Raw genomic sequence first — 23457 nt, forward strand, 5'->3', positions numbered from 1 at the left:
TAAAATTGATACTTTTGTATTCAACTTAAAATGTGTTCTAAATGAACTATGATATTATTGTAATCGGCAGTGGACCAGGTGGTTACGTTGCCGCTATCCGTGCTTCACAACTTGGACTAAAAGTTGGAGTGGTTGAAAAAGCTGAATTAGGGGGTATTTGCCTCAATTGGGGATGTATACCAACCAAAGCCTTGCTCAAAAGTGCCCAGGTATTTCATTATGCCAGCCATTTGAGTGACTATGGCGTTAAACTTACAGGTGAAGTATCTGCTGAGTTGCCTGCAATGGTGAAAAGAAGCAGGGATGTAGCCGAAGGAATGAGTAAAGGGATTCAGTTCCTGTTTAAAAAAAATAAAATTGACCACATTCCTGGATTCGGGAAATTAAAGCCAGGTAAAAAAGTTGAAGTCACTGATGCTGATGGCAAGACTACAGAAATCACAGCAAACCATATCATCATTGCCACAGGAGCCCGGTCCAGGGAACTTCCGAATCTGAAACAGGATGGAAAACAGATCATTGGTTATCGTGAAGCAATGACACTGCCGGAACAACCTAAGCGTATGGTGGTAGTAGGATCAGGGGCTATCGGTTCCGAATTTGCCTATTTCTATCAAACCATTGGTACTCAGGTTACATTGGTTGAATTCCTGCCTAATGTTGTGCCCATCGAAGATGAAGAAGTCTCCAAACAACTGGAGAGGAGTTTCAAGAAATCAGGCATGAAGGTTATGACCTCTTCAACAGTTGAAAAGGTGGAAATCAAGAATAAAGTATGCATTGTCAGCATCAAAACAGCTAAAGGTGTTGAGACTGTTGAATGTGATATTGTCCTCTCAGCAGTTGGTATAGCTACTAATATTGAAGGAATTGGCCTCGAAGAAACGGGTATTAAGACTGAAAAAGGAAAAGTACTGGTTGATGATTTCTATAAAACAAATGTAGAAGGGTATTATGCTATTGGTGATATTGTTCATGGCCCGGCATTAGCACACGTTGCATCTCATGAAGGTATTACCTGTGTTGAGAAAATTGCAGGACTACATGTTGAACCCATCGATTATTCAAATATTCCTGGCTGTACTTACACTCATCCGGAAATTGCTTCAGTTGGTATGACTGAAAAAGCCGCTAAGGAAGCCGGTTATGAAATCAAAGTCGGCAAATTCCCTTATACTGCCTCAGGAAAAGCCAGTGCCTCCGGGTCAAAAGAAGGGTTTATCAAGGTTATTTTCGATGCTAAATATGGTGAATGGCTGGGTGCTCATATGATTGGGGATAATGTAACGGAAATGATCGCTGAAGTAGTAGTTGCCCGCAAACTGGAAACTACGGGTCATGAAATCATAAAATCGATACACCCGCATCCAACAATGAGTGAAGCTGTTATGGAAGCCGTTGCAGCTGCTTATGGTGAAGTGATTCATTTGTAATCCTGCATTCTGACAAATAGAAAATAATCCCATACACAATCACCTCATTTTAAGCACTTTATTCAACCTATGCAAATCGAAGCCACCTCCATTCCGGATGTAATCATCATTAAACCTGATCTCTTCCGTGATGAGAGAGGTTATTTCATGGAATCGTTCCATGCAGAAAAATTCAAACAGATGGGTATTGAAACCCGATTTGTTCAGGATAATGAATCCCTGTCACAAAAAGGAGTTCTCAGAGGCTTGCACTTCCAAAAGTCACCCTGGGCCCAGGGTAAACTGGTGCGTGTGATACAAGGTGCAGTGCTGGATGTTGCAGTGGATATCAGGAAAAGCTCTCCTACTTTCGGACAATGGGTTTCAGTAACCCTCAGTGGCGAAAATAAATGGATGTGCTGGATTCCAGAAGGTTTTGCCCATGGGTTTGTGACTCTGGAAGATAATACTGTTTTCTCTTACAAGTGCACTAACTTCTACCATAAAGATTCTGAAGGAAGCATACGATGGGACGATCCAGCCATTGGAATCAGATGGGATTGCGAAAACCCATCCTTGTCTGGTAAAGATACAATTGCTCCCTTGCTGGAAAATTGTGAAATCTTATTCCCATAATTCCTAAAGAACCTGCAATTCATAGGCATAAATTCAGGTTAATCTCATTTAGCCGGTTAATTTTCAGTGCTTAATAAATAAAATACACTTTATCCACCTTCCGATCTTACTCTATGTCCTGGAAATCGCTCGCAATTATTGCCATATCTGCCATCTGTCTGCTGGAAGGATTTCTTCTCTATGAAAATCAAAGAGAAAAGAAGAATGACAGTGAATATACCCTGGCTTATCAGCAGAATAACAGGATTTATGCTGTGCTCAGCCCATCAACACTGGATTTTGCAGGAGAACCACTCCCGATGAATCTTTATTATGTCAGGGAAGGTGTTGACCGCGAGCTACTTGTTAACTCTTATTGGCAATCAAATACATTATTGTTGCTGAAAAAAGCGAACAGGTACTTCCGAATCATGGAACCTATCCTTAAACAATACAATATCCCGGATGATTTTAAATACCTGGCACTTATTGAAAGCGGATTGAGTAATGTTGTGTCACCTGCCGGGGCTTCAGGGATCTGGCAGTTCATGCCTGAAACAGCTAAGCGATACGGATTAGAGATCACAGAAGAGGTTGACGAAAGATATAACCTGGAAAAATCAACTATAGCAGCCTGTAAACTGCTGGCAAATTCATACAGCATATTCGGAAACTGGACATTATCCGCTGCCGCCTACAATGCCGGTGAAGGAAGGATTCAGAAATCCTTATCAGAACAAAAAATTTCAAACTACTACGATCTCTACCTTAATTCAGAAACATCAAGGTATATCTACCGGATCGTAGCCCTGAAATTGCTGTATGAACATCCTACTGAGTTTGGGTTCTTTCTCAGGAATAAGGACCTATATCCATCCATCCCAACCTATACCGTAAGCATCGATTCCTCCATTGCTAGCCTGGTTAATTATTCCAACCGATTGAATATCAACTATAAAATATTGAAAGAATTCAATCCATGGCTTCGTAAGGAAAAACTTACCGTTAAGGCCGGTAAAAAATATCTGCTCACGATACCCAAAAAAGGGTACGATAATTTCGAAATGCTGCAGCAACAGGCCGTTGAGGCTGAATCATTTTTTAATGACACTGCTGTTGCCGGCAGGTTGTTCCGATAACAACCACTGATCACTATATCCCTGCTACAACAAACCTATGGAAATTTTGACTCCCCCGGCTCCTCTCAACCTGATTGCTGAAGAACAACTCGAAATATTCGGGGCCAGGGTTCATAACCTCAAAAACATTGACCTGGTAATCCCTCGGAATAAACTCGTGGTTATTACCGGATTAAGTGGAAGCGGGAAATCATCCTTGGCCTTCGATACCATATATGCCGAAGGCCAGCGTAGGTATATGGAAACTTTTTCTGCCTATGCAAGGCAATTTATAGGGGATATAGAACGACCGGATGTCGATAAAATCACCGGACTCAGCCCGGTTATTTCCATTGAACAAAAGACGACCAATCGAAACCCCAGGTCTACCGTTGGGACGATTACTGAGATTTATGATTTCCTTCGATTATTATATGCACGGGTAGGAGATGCCTATTCGCCGGATTCCGGACAACAAATGGTAAGGTATTCCGATAGCCAGATTATTGAATTGATTCATAAACATTTTGCCGGGAAAAGGGTCATTCTGCTATCTCCAGTGGTTAAAGGCAGGAAAGGCCATTACCGTGAATTATTTGAACAGATCAGGAAACAAGGGTTCTCAAGGGTCAGGGTTGATGGTGCTGTTGTGCAGATCAACTTCGGAATGCAGGTCGACAGGTATAAAAATCATGATATAGAAGTCGTAATTGATGAAATTGAAGTAAGCGGTAAATCGGCTCAACGGATATCAGGTTCTGTAACAACTGCTTTACGCCAGGGAAAAGGTGCGATGATGGTGTTGGATGTTGAGTCGAATAAAGCGCAGTATTACAGCAGGTTACTTATGGATCCCGAAACGGGTCTCTCTTTCGAAGAACCGGAACCCAATACTTTCTCCTTCAATTCTCCTTATGGCTATTGCCACCATTGTAAAGGGCTGGGTGAAATTTCAGAAATTGATTTCAATAAGATCATCCCGGATACCTCAAAGAGCATCAGGAAAGGGGGCTTAGCTCCTTTGGGAGAATATAAGCCGACATGGATCTTCAGGCAACTGGATGCAATTGCCCATAAGTATCACTTCACTATGGATACCCCGCTGAGCCAGGTTCCGGAAGAAGCCATCGATACCATGCTGCATGGTTCGGATGAAGTTATTAAAGTGGCTCATGAATATCTTGGTGTAACCTCAACGTATTCACTGAATTTTGAAGGTATCGTTCAACATATCATAAATCAGACTGAATCCAGTAGTTCAGAAGGATTGAAACGATGGGCAGATTCATTTATGAATATGGTGAAATGCCCCGAATGTCATGGGTTTCGTCTGAAGAAAGAGGCCTTATGCTTCATGATCAATGGCAAAAATATTGCTGAACTGGCTGAAATGGATCTCAATGCTCTCTCAGTTTGGTTTGCAGAATTGGAATCCAACCTGGATGACAGGAAGAAGATGATTGCCCATGAAATTATCAGGGAAATAAGAAGCCGGTTGGGATTTCTTCTTGATGTAGGCTTGGATTACCTGACCATTGGCCGTCCATCAGGTTCACTTTCCGGTGGCGAATCACAACGAATCAGGCTGGCAACTCAAATTGGATCTCAGCTGGTAGGGGTACTTTACATTCTTGATGAGCCCAGTATTGGATTGCATCAGCGGGATAACCACCGGCTGATCAAAGCCTTGCATGATCTCAGGGATACAGGTAATTCTGTCATCGTTGTTGAACATGATAAGGATATGATCATGGCAGCCGATTATGTAATTGATATCGGACCGGGTGCAGGAACACATGGTGGAAGGGTTGTTGCAAAAGGCAGCCCTGAGGAACTCCTTCAATGTAACAGCATCACTTGTTGCTACCTGAGTGGCAAAAAAAAGATCCTGATTCCTGAAAAAAGGCGGAAACCCAATGGTGATTTCATCCTGTTAAAAGGGGCGAGGGGAAATAATTTGCAAAATGTTGACCTGCGTCTCCCGTTAGGTGTCTTCACATGTATTACAGGTGTATCAGGTAGCGGAAAATCAAGCCTTATCAATGAAACCCTCTACCCTATCCTGAGTAAACATTTTTATCGGTCAGAACAGCAACCCTTGCCTTATGATACCATTGAAGGAATAGATAAAATCGATAAAGTAATTGAAGTCGATCAATCGCCTATCGGAAGAACTCTAGGTCAAACCCGGCAACCTATACCGGTGTTTTCGATGAAATCCGTAAATTATTTACTGCATTGCCTGAATCAAAAATCAGGGGTTATAAGCCCGGTCGTTTCTCATTCAATGTTAAAGGTGGCAGATGTGAAACATGCCAGGGAGCTGGAATACGTGTAATAGAAATGAATTTCCTTCCTGATGTGCACGTACCATGTGAAGAATGTGAAGGAAAGCGCTATAATCGTGAAACCCTGGAAGTCCGTTACAGAGGCAAATCGATAAATGATGTGCTGAAAATGACCATTGAACAGGCTGTAGAATTCTTTGTAAATATTCCCTCTATCCTGCATAAAATCAAAACACTCAATGAAGTAGGATTAGGATATATCACCCTGGGTCAACAATCCACTACACTCTCTGGTGGTGAAGCCCAAAGAGTAAAACTAGCGACAGAACTTTCAAAACGTGATACCGGTAAAACGCTTTATATCCTCGATGAACCTACAACAGGCCTTCATTTTGAGGATGTTAACGTATTGCTGCAGGTTCTTAATAAATTGGTCGACAGGGGAAATTCAGTTTTGGTTATTGAACACAACCTGGAAGTGATTAAAATGGCCGATTATATTGTAGATCTCGGACCCGATGGCGGGTCCCGGGGAGGAAAAATAATCGCTGAAGGCACACCTGAGCAACTGGCAAAAAACGAAGAGAGTTTTACTGCCCAATACCTAAAAGAAATACTACAATAACCTTTTCAAGAAACTTCTATTAATTCTAGTAGCTTGCCCGGTTCCTCGTTTATTTTGGAATCATCTTCGCAAACTACCATTTAATATTTATTGCAATGCATATTGAAGACGAATTAATTAACCTGAGTGAAGAAGATCGCATACGCATGGCGATCACTCCTAAAGACTGGAATGTTACAAAATCCCATGACTCATGGTCAGTATTCAAGATCATGGCTGAATTGGTCGAAGGATATGAAAAGATGGCCAGGATCGGACCATGTGTAACGATCTTTGGATCTGCCAGGGTTCCTTCCAATAATAAATACTATAAAGTAGCCGAAGAAATTGCCTACCTGCTGACTAAAAAAGGCTTCGGGGTAATTTCAGGTGGCGGACCGGGTATCATGGAGGCAGCTAATAAAGGTGCCCATTTCGGAGGGGGAAAATCTGTCGGCCTTAATATCAGGTTACCTTTTGAACAGAGTTCAAACCCGTTTATCGATCCTGATAAACTCATCACTTTCGATTACTTCTTTGTCAGGAAACTAATGTTCATGAAATACTCCCAGGGATATATTGTGCTTCCCGGTGGGTTCGGCACGCTCGATGAATTCTTCGAAGCCGTGACCCTTATACAGACCCATAAATTGGTTAGGTTTCCCATTGTTGTAGTAGGTAAAGAATATTGGGGAGGATTAATCACCTGGATTAAAGAAAGAATGGTAGCAGAAAAGAATATTGCAGAAGAAGATCTCGATATTTTTACTCTCGTTGATGAACCCGCTCAGGCTGTTTCGGTAATCGATGACTACTATCATAAATATGCCCTGAAACCAAATTTCTAACCTGGCATTATCTTTTCAGTTTCACTTTTCGTCATTCAAGCATAAATAAGTGCTTCCTGGATTTATCTATGGAAGTACAACCATTTTCCCGCTGTAAAGCTTGGTGCTGGAATAAACCGAAACTATATAAATGCCAGCATTCCAGTCCCTGGTATCCACCTTGAAGGGTAATTCTGTCTTTCGCTTCTCCAGGATCTTTACGCCGTTGATGTGATGAATCTCAATGGAAACCTTACTTCCAGGTTCAATACCGGGAATTTCCACCATCACTTCTTCCTTCCTTGAAGGATTTGGAAATATGCTAAGTTGTTTCCTGCCAGCCTGAGGTTCTTCATTACCAAGAGTCGCATACAGACCTTCGAAATAGCCCAATCCACCTGAATAATTTCCAATCAGCAGGTCAGGGACTGTATCTCCATTCAGGTTCCCGGTTGTAAGCCCGGTCCTCCATCCCTGGTAAGGCAGCCTCAGTGTACCAAGGGATGGAAATTGTCCATCAAGGTGCTGCATGATATCATCAAATATAAAAACCTCTCCAAACTCCGATCCTACCAGTAAATAAAGCTTTTGATAGGAATTCCGGTAAAAATGGGGCACAGAATAACCAAAATAGGATAAAGAGGTATTAGTGACATCGATGCCACCCAATGAATCCGTAACCAGCAGAAATTGTGGATTTTCAACAGGACCTTCATTCCTGAAATAACAGATCCTGCCATCCCTTTTTCCACTGATAATATCATTCAATCCATCTGAATCAAGGTCAAAAATTTGTGGGGCACTAAAATCACCAACATCCAACTGCCTGTAAGCGGGGTCATTAAGAATAAACTCAGCAGGCTGACCTAATGGGGCCGTATTTTCAAGATAAATGAACTTGCCTTTTGAATTCCCGCAGAGCAGGTCGGCATCTCCATCACCGTCAAGATCCCCGAAAGTGGGAATCAGTGATTGCATTTTCAATTCCGATAAACCAAGATAGTCTGTATCTATCATCCGGAAGGAAGGAGTCGTTAAAGTTCCAATATTCTCCAACAAACAAAGACTGGAGATATAAGTGCATTGTAAACCGGTTTCAGGACTATAAATACAGGTATCCAGTATCCCATAATTCCCAATCACCAGGTCGGGCAATCCATCCTGGTTAACATCGAAAATGGTTGGATATGCACCGGAACCAAGGTCAATCATCTGGTTTTGAAGAAATGCATCACTTATAAATTCAAATGATTGGGTTCCTTCATTTAAATACAACCATGAACTACGGCTACTTTCTGACCGCAGTAAGCCCGGATCAAAACATGACACCAGCAAATCTTTCTGAAGGTCATTATTCACATCCACAAGACAGGCAGCCGGGAAGGAAGGCAGAAAAACAGGGTTATCAGGATTTGGGAACTGCAAGGTTTGAGAGATCATTTCGGCATCTTCGGATGTGCCTCCATTTGTCAGGTATACTAATGATGGATAATCCACATCACCCAGCACCAGATCCATGAGTCCATCACCACTATAATCAAAGGGCAATAAAGTTGACCCGGTGTGCTTGGCGCCATTTTTTAATGTTGCATTTTTGAAATCCAGGCAAGTATCCAATTGAATGATATTTGATTCTCCTGCTTCTGCAAAACGGCCCCAGCAATTTGAGGATCGCTCATAAATTAATGAATCAGGGATTCCATAAAGATCCATCGAAAGATTCCGGTGCCATTCAATGAATGAACCCAGTCCTTTGAAACTAAGGATATCTGTATCACCATCTCCATCCACATCAGCAATACCAGGGTAATCAGCATAGGTAACAAGAATATTGCTATAGGTTGAGCCCTGGTATGAAACGAGATAAGGAAATGTAATCTGTGTAAACCTGAGGGATAATTCTGAATCATTCCGGAATACTTTGATACCCCCGGTGGTATAGGTAAAGATATCCTCTTTCCCATCATGATTGAAATCATGCAATATGATCCATTCTCTGATTTCAGGAAACTGTGATGCAAATTCAGGATGAAACTGATAAGCAATAGTATTGGTAGTTCCTTCATTCAGGAAACAAAGCAATCGATTACCATGCCTGTCGAAAACTAATAAATCCTTTGTACCATCCAAATCTAAGTCAATGGCTCCATACTGAGCATTGTTAATACCGCCTGCAAAAGGAAAGCTGAGAGAATTTCCGGACTTGTCAAAAACCTGGGGACTGGTGGCCCTGAAAATCTCAGTTTCCAGGCTTTGTGCTTCAGCAAACCAAGGAAAGAGTATAAGGAGAAATAGTTTAAAGGCAGTTTTCATGGTTAGAACTTAACTTATTTCAGTTCCATGTTTACAATAACAGGTAAATGATCCGACGGATAATACTTACCATATCGGGTATCGATTATGGTATGGGAATAAACCGCAGGGATATTTTTTACGAAAACATAATCAATGAGTTCTTCGGGTATTTTGTCATATTCAAATCCCGTATACGAATACGATGGACCGGTTCTTTTCGTTGCCAGTTCACTCGAATTGATCAAAGGTTTAATTTCTGTAGTAGCACCAGTCAGTATTTGAATAGGTTCTGATTCGGGCGTTGCATTGAAATCACCGGTAACAATTGCTGGCATTCCATTAGCCAGGGAGTCAATAGCATGAAGTAATAAAAACGAACTCTCCTTTCTTGCAATTTTACCCATGTGGTCAAAATGTGTATTAAAAAGGAAAAAAGTCTTGCCACTCTTATGATCAGTGAGTTTAACCCAACTGACTACCCGGTTACAAGCAGCATCCCAGCCCTTGACACCGGCAATGTTTGGACTTTGTGAAAGCCAGAAGGTTCCTGATAATTCTGCAGTGAACCGACTTGCATTATAAAATACCGGGGAAAACTCTCCTCCTTCCTTTCCATCTTCACGTCCTACTCCTACCCATTTAAATTCAGGAAAGACCTTCTGAAAATCATTTATCTGGCCAATGAGAGCCTCCTGAAGTCCAAATAAATCAGGATTAGCTTCTTTTACAACTTCAAAAACCCTGTCCTTTCTCTCAGGCCATGCATTTACGCCATCTCCCGGGTTGTTGAAACGGATGTTGTATGTCATTACATTGAAGCTGTTATTTTCAGCAGTTGATTGTGAAGAAACCAGGGTGGATTGAATAAGAAAGCACCCGATTAAAACAGGTAAAACATGAAATTTCATTTCGCTGGAGGTTTATTTAATCTATTCAAGAACAATTTCTGCAAATTTCGACAATAAAAACATCTCTGGCGATCGCTGTGGCAGTTAAAAATTTTATCACTATGTTTGATTCTTAAAATTTGCACATAATCATGAAGAAAATCATAACACATGGCATTTCATTGCTACTGTTCATTGTGGCTGGAATCATATTTAACTCTTGTGAACCATTGGCTACAGGCTTTGAGGAAACAGAGGATGCCACTATGTATACCGCAGGAAACCTGAAAGATTATCCCCTGCCGGATTCGGCAATCAGGGTGATGACCTGGAATATAAGATTTGGGATCGGTCGGACGCCCTGGTTTGGTGATGCATGCGGAAATAATACAATATTGAGCAAAGAGGAAGTGATGCCTCACCTGGAAGACATAGTGAATCAAATCAATGTTGTAAAACCTGATATCCTGTTTCTCCAGGAGTGTGATATTCTATCTAAACGGACGGCCTATATCGATGAATTACAGTACATTCTGGATCACACCCACTTTAATTATGCCGCCTACGTTTCTGAATGGAAGTCAGCTTACATCCCCAGTGATGGATTGGGCAGGATGGATATGGGGCAGGTGATACTATCTCCATGGCCAATCACTGAATCAAAAAGAATCAACCTTGCTACACGAGGTGATCAAAGTGGAATAGTTAACTATTTCTACCTTCATTCCTGTGTTATTACAGGCACAATCAAGATACCCGGCTTCAAAGAGTTCTCAGTCCTGAATATACATGCCTCTGCTTTTGCAACTGATGATACCAAACAGAAACATTTTGAAGAGTTCAAGGCTGAGCTCGACCGGTTGGACGAAAAAGGAGTATATTTTGTAGCCGGAGGTGACCTTAATACGCTTCCTCCGGGAAGTGATTCAACTGATTTCTGTTACGAGGATATGTGCCCGGGTGAATCATTTCATCAACCAGGTGATGACCCCATGCATAAGCCGGGAAGTGATTATACCCCTGAGTCGACATGGATTCTTCCCTTATATTCATCCTATAAATGTGCAGTTCCTCTTACAGCATACCAATCCAACCAATCCGCCTATTTCACCCACACAACCAGGCCGGAACATACCTGGGACAGGACATTGGATTACCTGTTTACCAACCACCGCTGGGTTAAGGATTCAGATATTACCCACCAGGATGCTATGGAACTATCCGATCATGCGGCTGTAAGTGCAGAGTTTGTTCTTATCAAAGAGTAACTCCTTGTCAATCCGCTAGTCATGATTAGTTTATATTACAAACTTACAGTTACAAATCAAGCAATAATAGCGCTGAAGGCAGATATTGAATGAATAAAAAATAATCAAATGAAAAAACTGTTCATCCTTACGTTCCTATATATTTCACTGCTTAATCCCATTGGTTTTGCACAGACGGTCACTTCTGCCATGGGCAATCATACGGCTTTCATTATGCCAAAAGGCAAATGGGAATCCGGCATCATTCAGCCTTTGAGAATCGGAATGAGTCCAAGGCTCGAAATTACATCGTCTGCCTTTTTATTCCCTTTACTTCCCAATGCCGGAGTAAAAATAGCCTGGCCATCTGGTGGCAATTATAAGTTTGCATCAGAACATAACCTGAGTATTCCCTCAGTATTCTTAAATCTTGTAAGCATGAAAGGTACCGGCGGGATACTCTCACCGGAGTTTGATTTCCCGTTTATAATTGCAACACATCATGGACTGATTATTAGTCGTCAACTCCGTGATTCCTCATTGCTGACATACAGATTAGGAGCGTCCATTGCATTACGTACCGGTGATGTCGACCCACTTTCAACCATTGACCTTCCCCTGTTTTACCCAAGGATGGCACATTATTATAAAGGTATTTCCCTGAGAGGAGATGTTACCTATAAAGCACAACTCTGTCGCAGATGGTTTTATGAAGAAGGAGTGCATTTTTTCCTACTTAGCCGTAAGGAACAGAATTTCTTTGCTGAAAATTCAGGCTTTCTGGTGTGGAATATTCGCCGGTCACTCAGAATCAAAGGCGGTTACAATCTTTCATATGGCAATTACCCGTTTGGAAAGCATTGGCAACTCTGGCCTTCCCTCGACATTGTTTTTGGCAGCAGGAAATGAGTGCTGGGTGCTGAGTGCTGAGTGCTGAGCCGATGTGCCAAGGTGCCAAGGTGCCAAGGTGCCGATGTGCCAAGGTGCCAATGTGCCGATGTGCCAAAGTGCCAAAGTGCCAAGGTGCTGGGTGCTCCAAAGGGTGGACTATGGCTCTGGGTACTTAGTTTATCATTTTGGATTTTGGTCCGCCAGCTGGCGGATGGATTTGGGACCTGCCCGACTGAAAGTATAATTATTATTGAGTAAGATTGCTTTGGTCAGCCAGGTGTCGGATTGCTGATTTCAGAATTGGGATACCCCGAATGTCTAATATTGAACACTAAACTCAAAACTAATAAGTTAATTTTACTTTTTCATTTAATATTTAGAGTTGATTATTTGATATTTTTTTGCCAGCAAACTAGAATTCTTCTGAATGATCTGTGTTCTATTTTGCATTTTGCATTTTGCATTTTGAGTTTATCATTTTGGATTTGGGACTTGAGATTTGGGACTTGAGATTTGGGACTTGGATTTGGAGTTTATCCATTCGTGTTTATTCGTGCTGTAATTCGTGTATTCGTGGCTTAGATATTAATTGAAGTATTAAGCAGAGTTAAAAATATTGAAAAAATGAAATTCAAGGAGCTGAGCGATTACAATTATTAATTGATTTTCAATCCTTTAAATACTTCTATTTTATCTGGTTAAGAATAAATATTCACTTATCCCCAAAAATGTTCAGAGTTACATATTTTTCCCTATATTTGCGCAAATTTTTTTAACAAACATCATGAAACAAGGTAAAGTAAAATTTTTCAATGAATCCAAAGGATTTGGATTTATTAAAGACGATGAATCAGGAACTGAGTACTTCGTACATGTAACCGGATTGGTTGACCAGATTAAAGAGAACGATGAAGTCTCTTTTGATTTGAAAGAAGGAAAGAAAGGATTGAATGCGGTAAATGTAAAACAACTATAGTTTTATAGAAGGTATTGATAACACATTTCCTTGACCCCGCACTATGCGGGGTTTTTTATTTTAAATTGTTTTGCGGTTATTCTTTTGATAGTCGGTTTGTTATTTGACAATACATTTCTATCTTTGCAGGCTCAAAAAAAGTACGTTTACGTTAACTATCTAAATTCTAATCACATGCAGAATAAAGGCGCAATTCGTTTTTTTGCTATCGCGTTTGCCCTGGTGTGCCTTTTCCAACTCTCCTTCACCATCGTTGCCCGGATTACTGAGAAAAAAGCCAGTAATTATGCTAACAACGAGGAGGTTATGGCGCTTGCCAAACAACTTTCCAAAGGAGATGCCGCCAAACAGGCTACAATCGCCGACTCTTTAGCAGCAGTGCGCGAGCGATATTATCTTGACTCGGTTTCTAACCAATCGGTCTACAACATCCTGCTTCGTAAATACACTTACAAAGAGTGTAAAGAACGTGAAATCAACCTCGGTCTTGACCTGAAGGGTGGTATGAACGTTACTATGGAAGTATCAGTAGCTGATGTAGTTAATGCAATGTCAGGATACAGCACAAATCCTACTTTCAAAAAAGCTATGGCTCTCGCTGCCGAAAAGCAGAAAAACAGCCAGAGTAACTTTGTCACCCTTTTTGGTGAATCCTTTAAGGAAGTAGATCCTAATGCCAAGCTCTCTGCTATCTTTGGCCGCATGGAACTCAGGGATAAGATAAAACCCAATTCTACCAACGAAGAGGTTTTAGCCGTTATCCGCACTGAGTGTAATGATGCCTACGATCGTACTTTTAACATTCTTCGTAACCGTATCGACCGTTTTGGTGTAACACAGCCAAATATTCAAAAATTAAATGCCAGCGACCGTATCCTTATTGAGTTACCTGGTATCAAAGAACCTGAGCGTGTACGTAAGCTCCTGCAAGGATCTGCTAAACTGGAATTCTGGGAAACCTATCAGTTTACCCAATTGGAAAGCTATTTCAGCGAAGCGAATAAGCGCCTTGCCAATACTGATATTTCTGACTCTACCAACATCAATCCTGCTGATTCAGCCGGGGCAGTAAAATCTGCTGATTCTACTGCAGCTGTTGCAAAAGTTGCTGATTCAACCAAATCAAAATCTGACCTGGTTGAGAGGTTAAAGAAAGATACCTCTGCAAAAGCTAAGGATGACCAGAGTTTTGAAAAATATGCCAAGGAAAATCCCCTGTTTGCTTACCTGCGTCCTGCAATTTACCAGGGCAAAGATGGAAGATACTACCCAAGCGACAGGTCAACCGTTGGTTTTGCTGCCATTAAGGATACTGCAAGGGTTAATTACCTGTTGAATAAAGTAAAGAACCTTTTCCCACGTAACCTGAACCTTGTATGGGCTGTTAAACCTGCTAAAGAAGCTCCCGAAGTACTTGAGCTTTATGCCCTTCGTTCAGTAAATCGCGAAAATACTGCCTCACTCGGTGGTGATGTTATCGTTGATGCACGTCAGGATTATGATCAGAATGGCAAAGTAGAAGTTGCCATGAATATGAATACAGAAGGTGCCAAGATCTGGCGTAACCTCACTGCCGATAATGTTGGCAAACAGGTTGCTATCGTTCTCGATGGATATGTTTACTCAGCACCAAATGTAAATGATGAAATTCCTAATGGAAGATCTTCTATTAGTGGTAACTTCACCATTGAAGAAGGACAAGACCTTGCAAATGTTCTGAAAGCCGGTAAACTGCCTGCTCCTGCACGTATTGTACAGGAAGAAGTTGTAGGACCTTCACTTGGAAAAGAATCCATCAATTCCGGATTCCTTTCATTCGTAATCGCATTCGTCCTGGTACTGCTTTACATGCAGTTCTATTATTCCAAAGCAGGCCTTGTTGCCAATTTGGCTCTTATTATCAACGTATTTTTCCTTATTGGTGTTCTTGCTTCTATCGGAGCAGTACTTACCCTCCCGGGTATCGCCGGTATCGTGCTTACTTTAGGTATGGCAGTGGATGCAAACGTAATTATCTACGAACGAATACGTGAAGAAATCCGGGCAGGCAAAGGGACAAGATTATCAATCACCGATGGTTTCAAACACGCTTACTCCGCCATTATCGACGGTAACGTTACCACAATCATCACCGGTATTGTTTTATATGTGTTCGGTTCAGGACCTATCCAGGGTTTCGCAACTACCTTGATTATCGGTATTCTGACTTCACTTTTCTCAGCTATCTTCATTTCGAGACTCGTGTTTGAGAATATGTTGAATCGTAATATCAACATTACCTTTGGGAACAAGTACACCATTAATGCTTTTACAAATGTGAAGATCAATTTCATCGGTATTCGCAAGAAATTGTACATTGTTTCCATCGCTGTCATCCTTATAGGTCTGATCTCCTTGGCAACCAAGGGTTTGAACTTTGGAGTTGATTTCTCGGGAGGTCGTTCTTATATCGTACGTTTCGACCAGCCTGTTAAAGTAAATGATATTCGGGAATCACTTTCAAAACAATTTGGAGATGCACCTGAAGTAAAGACTTTTGGTGGAGATGACCAGGTAAAGATCACCACGAAATTTATGGTGGAAGATAAATCAGAAAAAGCTGACTCCATCATTGAAAGTAAGATGTTTGCCGGTCTGCAGAATATGTTCAAAGCAAAACTTAGCTTTAATGATTTCAGTACATCAAATATCACAATTGGAATCCTGAATTCACAGAAAGTGGACCCAGCAATCTCTGATGATATTAAGAAATCAGCTATCATGGCCCTCGTCTTTGCACTTCTTGCGATCTTCCTTTATATTGCAATCCGTTTCCGCAAATGGCAGTTTGGACTTGGAGGTGTTATTTCGCTATTCCATGACTCATTGATAGTAATCTCAATGTACTCGATTTTTTATAGCATTTTACCTTTTAACCTTGAGGTTGACCAGGCATTCATCGCTGCAGTATTAACTGTAATCGGGTATTCCATTAATGACTCTGTAATTATCTTTGACAGGATCCGTGAATGGACCGCACTCTATCCCAAACGGGATCTGCAAACCAATATGAATGGAGCAATGAACAGTACACTTGGACGAACAGTTAACACTGCCGGTACAACGCTGGTGGTTCTCTTAGCCATTATGATCTTTGGCGGGGATGTTATCCGCGGGTTCATCTTTGCATTGCTTGTAGGTATTGGAGTGGGAACTTACTCTTCAATTTTCAATGCAACTCCGATTGCTTATGATTTCCTTGAAATTCAGAGAAAGCGAAGAGAGAAAAAACTTGCAAACAGTACTCAATCTGTAAAATAAATTTTCAAAAAAAATCGCCTGTAAATTACAGGCGATTTTTTTTACATATAGTTCCGTTTTTTATATCCAAAGTATTGTGCTATTAACTATTTCTCATTATCAGAATATGAATCAGGTTCCTTCTTCTTCCCTGAAATTAAAACCTTTGTAAAGAAATAAATACACAAAGCTGTAACAATTGCTACTGTTGACAACCACATTAGTAAAGCAGGGTTTGACATATTTCAATTAATCTATTTGGTATCTAGCAAATTTTATTTCAATTTTAGTTCCGTTTTCAACTTTTGAGTCCAGTCTGAATTCTGCATGATGAATCTCCAGTATTTTCTTAACCAGAGAAAGGCCAATTCCAAATCCACCTTTATATAAAACATTTGAAGCTCTGGTGAAAGGCTTTAGAACATTTTCAATATCCTTCTCAGGAATACCTATTCCTTTATCAGAAATTATCAGAACTATATGACTTCCTAAAACAGACATTGATATTGTGACTTCATCAGATGAGAACTTGCAAGCATTCTCAATCAGATTTTGAATTGCAATTTGTAACAAACCTGAGTTTCCATTGATAAGAAGTTCACCCTCATCTTCAGGATATTGAATACTTGATACAATCTTTCTTTCGAAATATCTTTCTTTAACATGCTGTATTGCAATGAATAATACTTCGTCAATCCTGATGGTGGACTTATTGATTTCATTTGAAACATTTACCTGTGCAAGTTCAAGCAAACTATTTAATAATGAATTAAGGTGCTTTAGATCACTCATCTGACGATGGGTAAATTCAACATATTCAGTGTATTCAGGTTTTCTGCGTAACAGATAATCTATTTCTGCAATCATTACCGTTATCGGTGTTCTTAATTCATGTGATGCATTTGATATGAAATCCTCCTGGTTTTTGAAAGCGATCTCAAGATTAGCAAGCATATCATTGAATGTCATTGCCAATTGCTCCAGTTCATCACTTCTATCACCTTCATCAAGTCTTTCATTTAATCTGGAGGGATTAATATTCTTGACGGATTGGATAAATATTGAAATAGGTTTAATAGCTCTTTTTGCAAAAATGTATGATAAAAGCACTGATAGCCAGGCACTAAATAAAACACTCCAAAATAGAATCTCTCTTAAATCAAGCAGTTTCTCTCGTCGGTATTTATCAAACGCAACTACATACACATATATTGATTTCAATTTTGAATCATATTTATAGCAGGCTCCATCCTTATCCTTAATTGAGAAATAACGGAAATCTTCGGGAGAATTTTGGCTGATGACTTCAGATGTCAGATAATTAATATTATACCCGTATAAACGATTCAGATCAGCATCGGCAATGAAAATCTCTTCATTTTTCCATGAAAGTGTTGACTGATGAATTCTTTTGAGTAAGGTAGTATCAATTTCAGTAAAATTGGCATACAAAATGGCAGTATTCTTAGCTCGGTTCAATAAGTTTTCCCTGAACCTGTTCCTTTGGCTGGAATATGAAAAATAATAGACCAGGAATGAAAAAAATAATAGGATTCCCACAACAGTAAGTGTAAATTGAAGCGATAACTTAAGTTTGAGGTTTAGTCTATATTTCATTTTCTGAGCAATAAAATCCAAAACCAAATTTTGTATGTATTAATTTCTTGTCGAAACCTTTATCAACCTTTTTCCGCAGGTAATTCACATAGACATCAATAATATTTGTGCCAGGATCAAAGTCAATACCCCAAACATTCTCAATAATATATTCCCTGGTAAGCAGAACTCCTTTGTTCTTCATGAAGGTTTCCAACAAACAGCTTTCTTTTGCTGTTAACTCAATTCTTTTGCCTGACCTGAACACTGTTTTCGTATTTGTATCCATTTCCAGGTCAGCTACCTTCAGTTTATCTGAATCATTCTTTACTTCAGATCTACGCAGAAATACATTGATTCTGGCAATAAGCTCTCTAAAATCAATTGGCTTAATAATGTAATCATCGGCTCCTGCATCAAATCCATTCATTTTATGGTCCGATGTTCCTAAAGCTGTGATCATAATTATTGGTACGTTTTTGTTTGCCTTTCGGATTTCTTTACAGAGTTCATACCCATTGATCAAAGGTAAATTGATATCCAACAGGACGAGGTTATAAGAATTCTGGGAAATCAACTGTTTCCCGCTATAGCCATCATATGCAATATCAACGTCATAACCATTTTCTTGGAGTTGCTTACCAATAATATCAGCGAGCCTGTGTTCATCTTCAATTAATACAAGCTTGATTTTTTCCATCAGTTTCATCAATTGTAATACAAATATAACTTACTCAATCAGAGTTAGTGAATTCTAATCAGTTTCTAATTAATTTCTAATCAGTCTTTAACTAACGGTTTCAAGGTTCTTGTATAGCTTTGATTAAGAAAAGCAATATACTTTAAACTTCAGATCTGGATGAAAAAATAAAATTTCCAGTTGAACTGATGATCTTCTTGTTTTGGGCTTTGATAATTGGATTAATGATCAGTGTCAAAATATTCTTTTTTTAAAAGCAGCAGATGAACCAGCCAGCTTGAATAATTTACATAAAGACAATTAAAGTTCATCTAGCACAACCAGACTTTGAATGACATCGTAGTAAAATTAACAATGAATCAAGGCTTCAAGACACTTAAGATGGGAACAATAAATGAAATACAAAAAAAACCAATAGCTGTTATTGGGGCTGGGAACGGAGGACAAGCCATGGCCGGCCATCTTGCTATTATGGGATATAATGTTCATCTTTATAACAGGGGTGATGAAAGGTTGTGGGGAATTCGTTCCATTGGAGGAATTGAGTTAAGCGGTGCTGTTAAAGGATTTGGGGAAATCACTCTGACTACGAATTCAATCAGGGAGGCTATTGAAGGTGTTGAATTTATCATGGTAGTCGTTCCTGCCAATGCTCATAGATTAATAGCTGAAGAAATTGCTCCTTTTCTGATTGATGGTCAGATTATTATACTTCATCCCGGCAGGACTTTAGGTGCATTGGAATTCAAACAAGTCCTTGTCCAGAAAAATATATTCGCTGATGTTATCGTGGCTGAAGCTCAAACATTTATTTATGCTTGCAGAACCATTGGACCTGGTCAATCACACATTTTTAGCATTAAACAGTCAATCCCCGTTGCTTCAATCAGAGCTCATCTGATTCCTTCGATGTTAAAGAAGCTCAGGTTGATTTATCCGCAATTTGTACCAGGAAACAATGTCTTCAATACTAGCTTCGATAATATTGGCAGCATTTTTCATCCTGCAATAAGCATTCTGAACGCAGGATGGATTGAGGATAACTCTGATTTTAAATTTTATTATGATGGAGTGACCGAATCAGTTGCAAAAATACTGGAATACATTGATGAGGAAAGAATTGCAGTAGCCGCGGCATTAGGGATACGGGCTTTAAGTGCAAAACAATGGCTCTATCTTGCTTATAGCGCATCAGGTGATAATTTGCTGGAATCTATGCGTAAACATTCAGGATATCGGGAAATATTGGCTCCCAGAACATTAAAAATGAGATATATAGAAGAAGATGTTCCATGCAGTCTTGTGCCAATAGCCTCACTTGGCAGGATGTTGGGGATTCCAACTCCGACTATTGATGCGCTAATTCACCTTGCATCACTAATAAGTGACATAGATTACTTTAAGGAAGGGCGAAATGTTGACAGATTAGGAATTTCAGGAATGAGTTTATGGGAACTCAGACTGTTTGCAATAGGAGAAAAACGAATTTCACAAACTATACAACAATAATAAGATTATGAAAACCATAATTGGCGCCGCATTAGGTGATTGTGTTCATGTGGGAGGTTTACATCATTTTCTGAAATTGGCAGAAGCAGAAGGCTATAAAACTGAATCATTGGGGCCTGCTGTTTCTATCCAAAGAATTATTAATAGCATCATTGCAAGTAATCCGGATATCGTTGCAATCAGTTACCGGCTAACAGCTGATAATTTCAGACATTTAATAAATGATTTACTGGAAAACTTAAAAAAAAATAAATATTCTGTACCCAGATTCATATTTGGTGGCCCTTTACCAGTTGCACAAGTTGCCAAAGAGTCAGGTTTTTTTGTGCGGGTCTTCGATGGTTCGGAGGATGAGGCCGAATTGAAATCATTTCTCAGAGGCAAAGGATCTTTGCCTGATGAACAGGTGTATCCAGGTGATCTTATAAGCCGAATAAACCAAAAATATCCATATCCGATACTTAGACATCACTTTGGACTCCCAACCTTAGCCAGTACTATCGAAGGCATTAGTAAAATAGCGAAGGCAGGAGTATTGGACGTCATTTCTCTAGGCACGGATCAAAATGCTCAAGAGTTCTTTTTCCGACCGCAGGAAATGAACCCAAAATTACATGGAACAGGTGGAGTACCTGTTCGATCTCAAGATGACTTATCAAAACTTTATGAAAGTTCGAGATGTGGCAATTTCCCATTGATGCGCTGTTATTCAGGCACACAGGATCTTCAAAAATGGGCAGAAATGAGTGTTCGTACCATCAGGAATGCATGGGCTGCTATTCCTTTATGCTGGTATAGCGTCATTGATGGGCGATCAAACAGATCATTGAAGGATGCTATCTCAGAGAATCAGTCGGTGATGCACTGGTATGCTGAAAAAGGAATCCCTGTTGAGGTGAATGAATCACACCAATGGAGTTTGCGTGATGCTCATGACTCACTAGCTGTTGCAATGGCATATTTGGCAGCATATAATGCAAAAAAAGCCGGGGTAAGAGAGTATATTTCTCAGTTTATGTTTAATACTCCGCCTGGAACTTCACCTTCGATGGATATTGCTAAGATGTTGGCTAAACTCGAACTCATAGAATCATTGGAAGATGAATCATTCAAAGTATACCGCGAAGTAAGGGCTGGAATTGCCCATTTTGCTTCTAACGCCTCCATTGCTAAAGGTCAGCTTGCATCATCTGCGCTAATTAGCCTTACCCTGAAACCTCATATTCTTCATGTGGTCGGCTTTAGTGAAGGTGATCATGCTATAAATTCCGATGAACTAATTGAAAGTTGTAACATAGTGCATGGAGTTCTCCGGAACGGCCTTCATGGACTTCCTGATTTCGCTTCTGATCAAACCGTTATCGAACGAAAAGAAGTATTAAAAAGGCAATCAAAAATTGTTCTGGATGCGATTCAATTCATTGGAAGATCAAAAAATGATCCTCTTTCCGATCCGGAGACAATTGCATCTGCGATAGAGAAAGGAATCCTTGATGCCCCAAATTTTAAAGGCAACAGGTTCTTAAAAGGTGAAATTACCACCAGAATTATTAATGGGGCATGCTTTGCTATTGATACCCAAACTGGAGAACCGATAGGTGAAAATGAAAGGCTTAGGCGAATCTTACTCCATTAAAATATAATCAAATCTTTAAAAATCAGTAATTATGGCTGGAATAGCAGGAGTCCTGAAAAAAGGAGAAATCAAAACTGTTGAAACGATGTTGTCGAAAATTCATTATAGGGGAAACTTCACATCCCGGATTTTTGAATTGGAAGATGCAACAATTGGGATGGTTTGGTCAAATCATGAAGATCAAAGAGTAATAGCCGAAACCTCGAAAAATATTTTTAATGATGGCAATGGCCATGGCCAATCTGCCGGAATTAGAAAAATTGATGACATCTGGCAATTTCATCGTGACCCATTGGGTGTTTCTCCCTTGTTTTTAGCATATGAGGATAATGCACCCGTATATTTTGGATCCGAAGTAAAAGCAATACTTCCTGTTTCTACATCCATCATTGAGATGCCACCTGCACATATCCTGAATAAATTCGGATTAAAACAGGATTATGTAGTTCAGAACTCTGAATGCCCGCTTAGTGACCCTCAGGAGATTGCTGAAAGACTAAGGAATTTATTAAATGACTCCATTAAAAGAAGAATTCAAACAGATACAATTGGATCATGGCTTTCAGGTGGTTTGGATTCCAGTACAATAGCTGCATTGGCCCGCCCCCATGTGAAAACCCTCCATACATTTGCCGGAGGCCTTAAAGGTGCTCCTGACTTAAAACACGCACAGGATGTTGCATCCTATATCGGTTCTCATCATCATGAGGCAATTATTACACTCGATAATATGTTAAAAATACTGCCTGATGTAATCTATCAGCTGGAATCGTTTGATGCTTTGCTTGTAAGGTCAAGTATCATAAATCTCTCCGTTGCCTGGGCAGCATCAGAATATGTTTCTGAAGTCTTTACAGGTGAAGGAGGAGATGAACTCTTTGCCGGATATGCCTACCTTAAGGAGATTCCTGTTTCATTACTGAATAAAGAACTCCTAAACATTACACAAAACCTTCATAACACAGCATTACAGCGAGTTGATAGAACGGCTTCTTCTTTTGGAACAAAAGCACATGTAATTTTTGCTGACCCTGAAGTGTTCGAATTTGCGTTGAGTATCCCTGTAGAACTAAAGATAAAAGATGGAATCGAAAAATGGATACTCCGCCGCGCAATGGACAACCTTCTCCCTGAAAGAGTTGTTAACCGCACTAAATCAAAATTCTGGGAAGGTTCAGGTGTAGGAACGTTGCTCTGGGAGCATGCTTATAATACAATCACAGATCAGGACTTCCTTAAAGAACGAAAACTAAAGAATGGCTGGTTATTAAACACCAAAGAAGAGTTATTCTATTACAGGTACTTTAAAGAACAATTCGGGGAACCTGAAAACCTCGACTGGATGGGAAGGACGAAGGGTAGCCCCGTATTCGAAAACATTGGACAAAATAGCAAGAAAGTTGTATCATGATAATCTCCTCTTGATTGTTAATGTAAATGGCATTAGGAATCTGCCACTTTTACGTTTGTACTTATAACAAAACCAGGAAGGAAATTTCTGAGATTTTTGAATGATATCAAAGGATTATCTGAATCCATAGAGTAATGTTAGTTGCCCGTATTCTGTATACTCCTCA

Annotated in this window: 15 protein-coding genes and 1 pseudogene; 12 read left to right on the forward strand and 4 right to left on the reverse strand. The window is 40.0% G+C overall.

The window, feature by feature from the left end; all coding sequences use genetic code 11:
- The first annotated feature begins 41 nt into the window (after positions 1-41).
- The 5 genes and pseudogenes from lpdA (at position 42) to IPH84_11515 (ending at position 6885) form a co-directional block, all read left to right on the forward strand.
- Positions 42-1433 (forward strand): dihydrolipoyl dehydrogenase, encoded by a 1392-nt coding sequence (gene lpdA, locus IPH84_11495; GenBank protein ID MBK7173833.1) that lies wholly within the window; start codon positions 42-44, stop codon positions 1431-1433.
- A gap of 69 nt (positions 1434-1502) precedes the next feature.
- Entirely contained in the window at positions 1503-2048 is a 546-nt protein-coding gene (gene rfbC, locus IPH84_11500) for a dTDP-4-dehydrorhamnose 3,5-epimerase (GenBank protein ID MBK7173834.1), read from the forward strand.
- 113 nt (positions 2049-2161) lie between these two features.
- A complete protein-coding gene (locus IPH84_11505; protein MBK7173835.1) occupies positions 2162-3166 on the forward strand; it encodes a lytic transglycosylase domain-containing protein in 1005 nt (334 codons plus the stop codon).
- Positions 3167-3203: 37 nt separating this feature from the next.
- A pseudogene (gene uvrA / locus IPH84_11510) lies at positions 3204-6058 on the forward strand (excinuclease ABC subunit UvrA).
- Between the two features lie 95 nt (positions 6059-6153).
- The gene (locus IPH84_11515; GenBank protein ID MBK7173836.1) at positions 6154-6885 is read left to right on the forward strand and encodes a TIGR00730 family Rossman fold protein; all 732 of its coding nucleotides are present in this window, start codon (positions 6154-6156) and stop codon (positions 6883-6885) included.
- Between the two features lie 66 nt (positions 6886-6951).
- Here IPH84_11515 and IPH84_11520 read toward each other — a convergent pair whose 3' ends face one another.
- A complete protein-coding gene (locus tag IPH84_11520; GenBank protein ID MBK7173837.1) occupies positions 6952-9177 on the reverse strand; it encodes a T9SS type A sorting domain-containing protein in 2226 nt (741 codons plus the stop codon).
- A gap of 14 nt (positions 9178-9191) precedes the next feature.
- On the reverse strand, positions 9192-10067 hold the full coding sequence (locus IPH84_11525; protein MBK7173838.1) for an endonuclease/exonuclease/phosphatase family protein: 876 nt from the start codon (positions 10065-10067) through the stop codon (positions 9192-9194).
- A 131-nt stretch (positions 10068-10198) separates the two neighbouring features.
- Between IPH84_11525 and IPH84_11530 the strand changes: the two genes are divergently transcribed.
- The 4 genes from IPH84_11530 (at position 10199) to secDF (ending at position 16460) form a co-directional block, all read left to right on the forward strand.
- Positions 10199-11314, forward strand: a complete 1116-nt coding sequence (locus IPH84_11530; GenBank protein ID MBK7173839.1) for an endonuclease/exonuclease/phosphatase family protein — start codon at positions 10199-10201, stop codon at positions 11312-11314.
- 108 nt (positions 11315-11422) lie between these two features.
- On the forward strand, positions 11423-12202 hold the full coding sequence (locus IPH84_11535; GenBank protein ID MBK7173840.1) for a hypothetical protein: 780 nt from the start codon (positions 11423-11425) through the stop codon (positions 12200-12202).
- Positions 12203-12968: 766 nt separating this feature from the next.
- Positions 12969-13160: a cold shock domain-containing protein gene (locus IPH84_11540; protein MBK7173841.1), complete on the forward strand. Its 192-nt coding sequence runs from the start codon at positions 12969-12971 to the stop codon at positions 13158-13160.
- Between the two features lie 174 nt (positions 13161-13334).
- The gene (gene secDF / locus IPH84_11545) at positions 13335-16460 is read left to right on the forward strand and encodes a protein translocase subunit SecDF (GenBank protein ID MBK7173842.1); all 3126 of its coding nucleotides are present in this window, start codon (positions 13335-13337) and stop codon (positions 16458-16460) included.
- 228 nt (positions 16461-16688) lie between these two features.
- Here the strand turns inward: secDF and IPH84_11550 are convergent, their stop codons facing one another.
- Positions 16689-17891: a HAMP domain-containing histidine kinase gene (locus IPH84_11550; GenBank protein MBK7173843.1), complete on the reverse strand. Its 1203-nt coding sequence runs from the start codon at positions 17889-17891 to the stop codon at positions 16689-16691.
- 154 nt (positions 17892-18045) lie between these two features.
- Positions 18046-18735, reverse strand: coding sequence for a response regulator transcription factor (locus tag IPH84_11555; GenBank protein MBK7173844.1), 690 nt, complete (start codon positions 18733-18735; stop codon positions 18046-18048).
- A gap of 399 nt (positions 18736-19134) precedes the next feature.
- Between IPH84_11555 and IPH84_11560 the strand changes: the two genes are divergently transcribed.
- Genes IPH84_11560 through IPH84_11570 form a run of 3 tightly spaced genes read left to right on the forward strand, consistent with a single transcriptional unit; the run spans position 19135 to position 23291 of the window.
- Positions 19135-20244 carry an NAD/NADP octopine/nopaline dehydrogenase family protein gene (locus tag IPH84_11560; GenBank protein ID MBK7173845.1) on the forward strand — a complete coding sequence of 370 codons (1110 nt, stop codon included), beginning with the start codon at positions 19135-19137 and terminating at the stop codon, positions 20242-20244.
- Positions 20245-20248: 4 nt separating this feature from the next.
- Positions 20249-21880 (forward strand): cobalamin-dependent protein, encoded by a 1632-nt coding sequence (locus IPH84_11565; GenBank protein ID MBK7173846.1) that lies wholly within the window; start codon positions 20249-20251, stop codon positions 21878-21880.
- Between the two features lie 31 nt (positions 21881-21911).
- The gene (locus IPH84_11570; protein MBK7173847.1) at positions 21912-23291 is read left to right on the forward strand and encodes an asparagine synthase; all 1380 of its coding nucleotides are present in this window, start codon (positions 21912-21914) and stop codon (positions 23289-23291) included.
- The last annotated feature ends 166 nt before the right edge of the window (positions 23292-23457 follow it).

It is taken from the genome of Bacteroidales bacterium, from assembly GCA_016707785.1.
Classification (GTDB): domain Bacteria; phylum Bacteroidota; class Bacteroidia; order Bacteroidales; family UBA4417; genus UBA4417.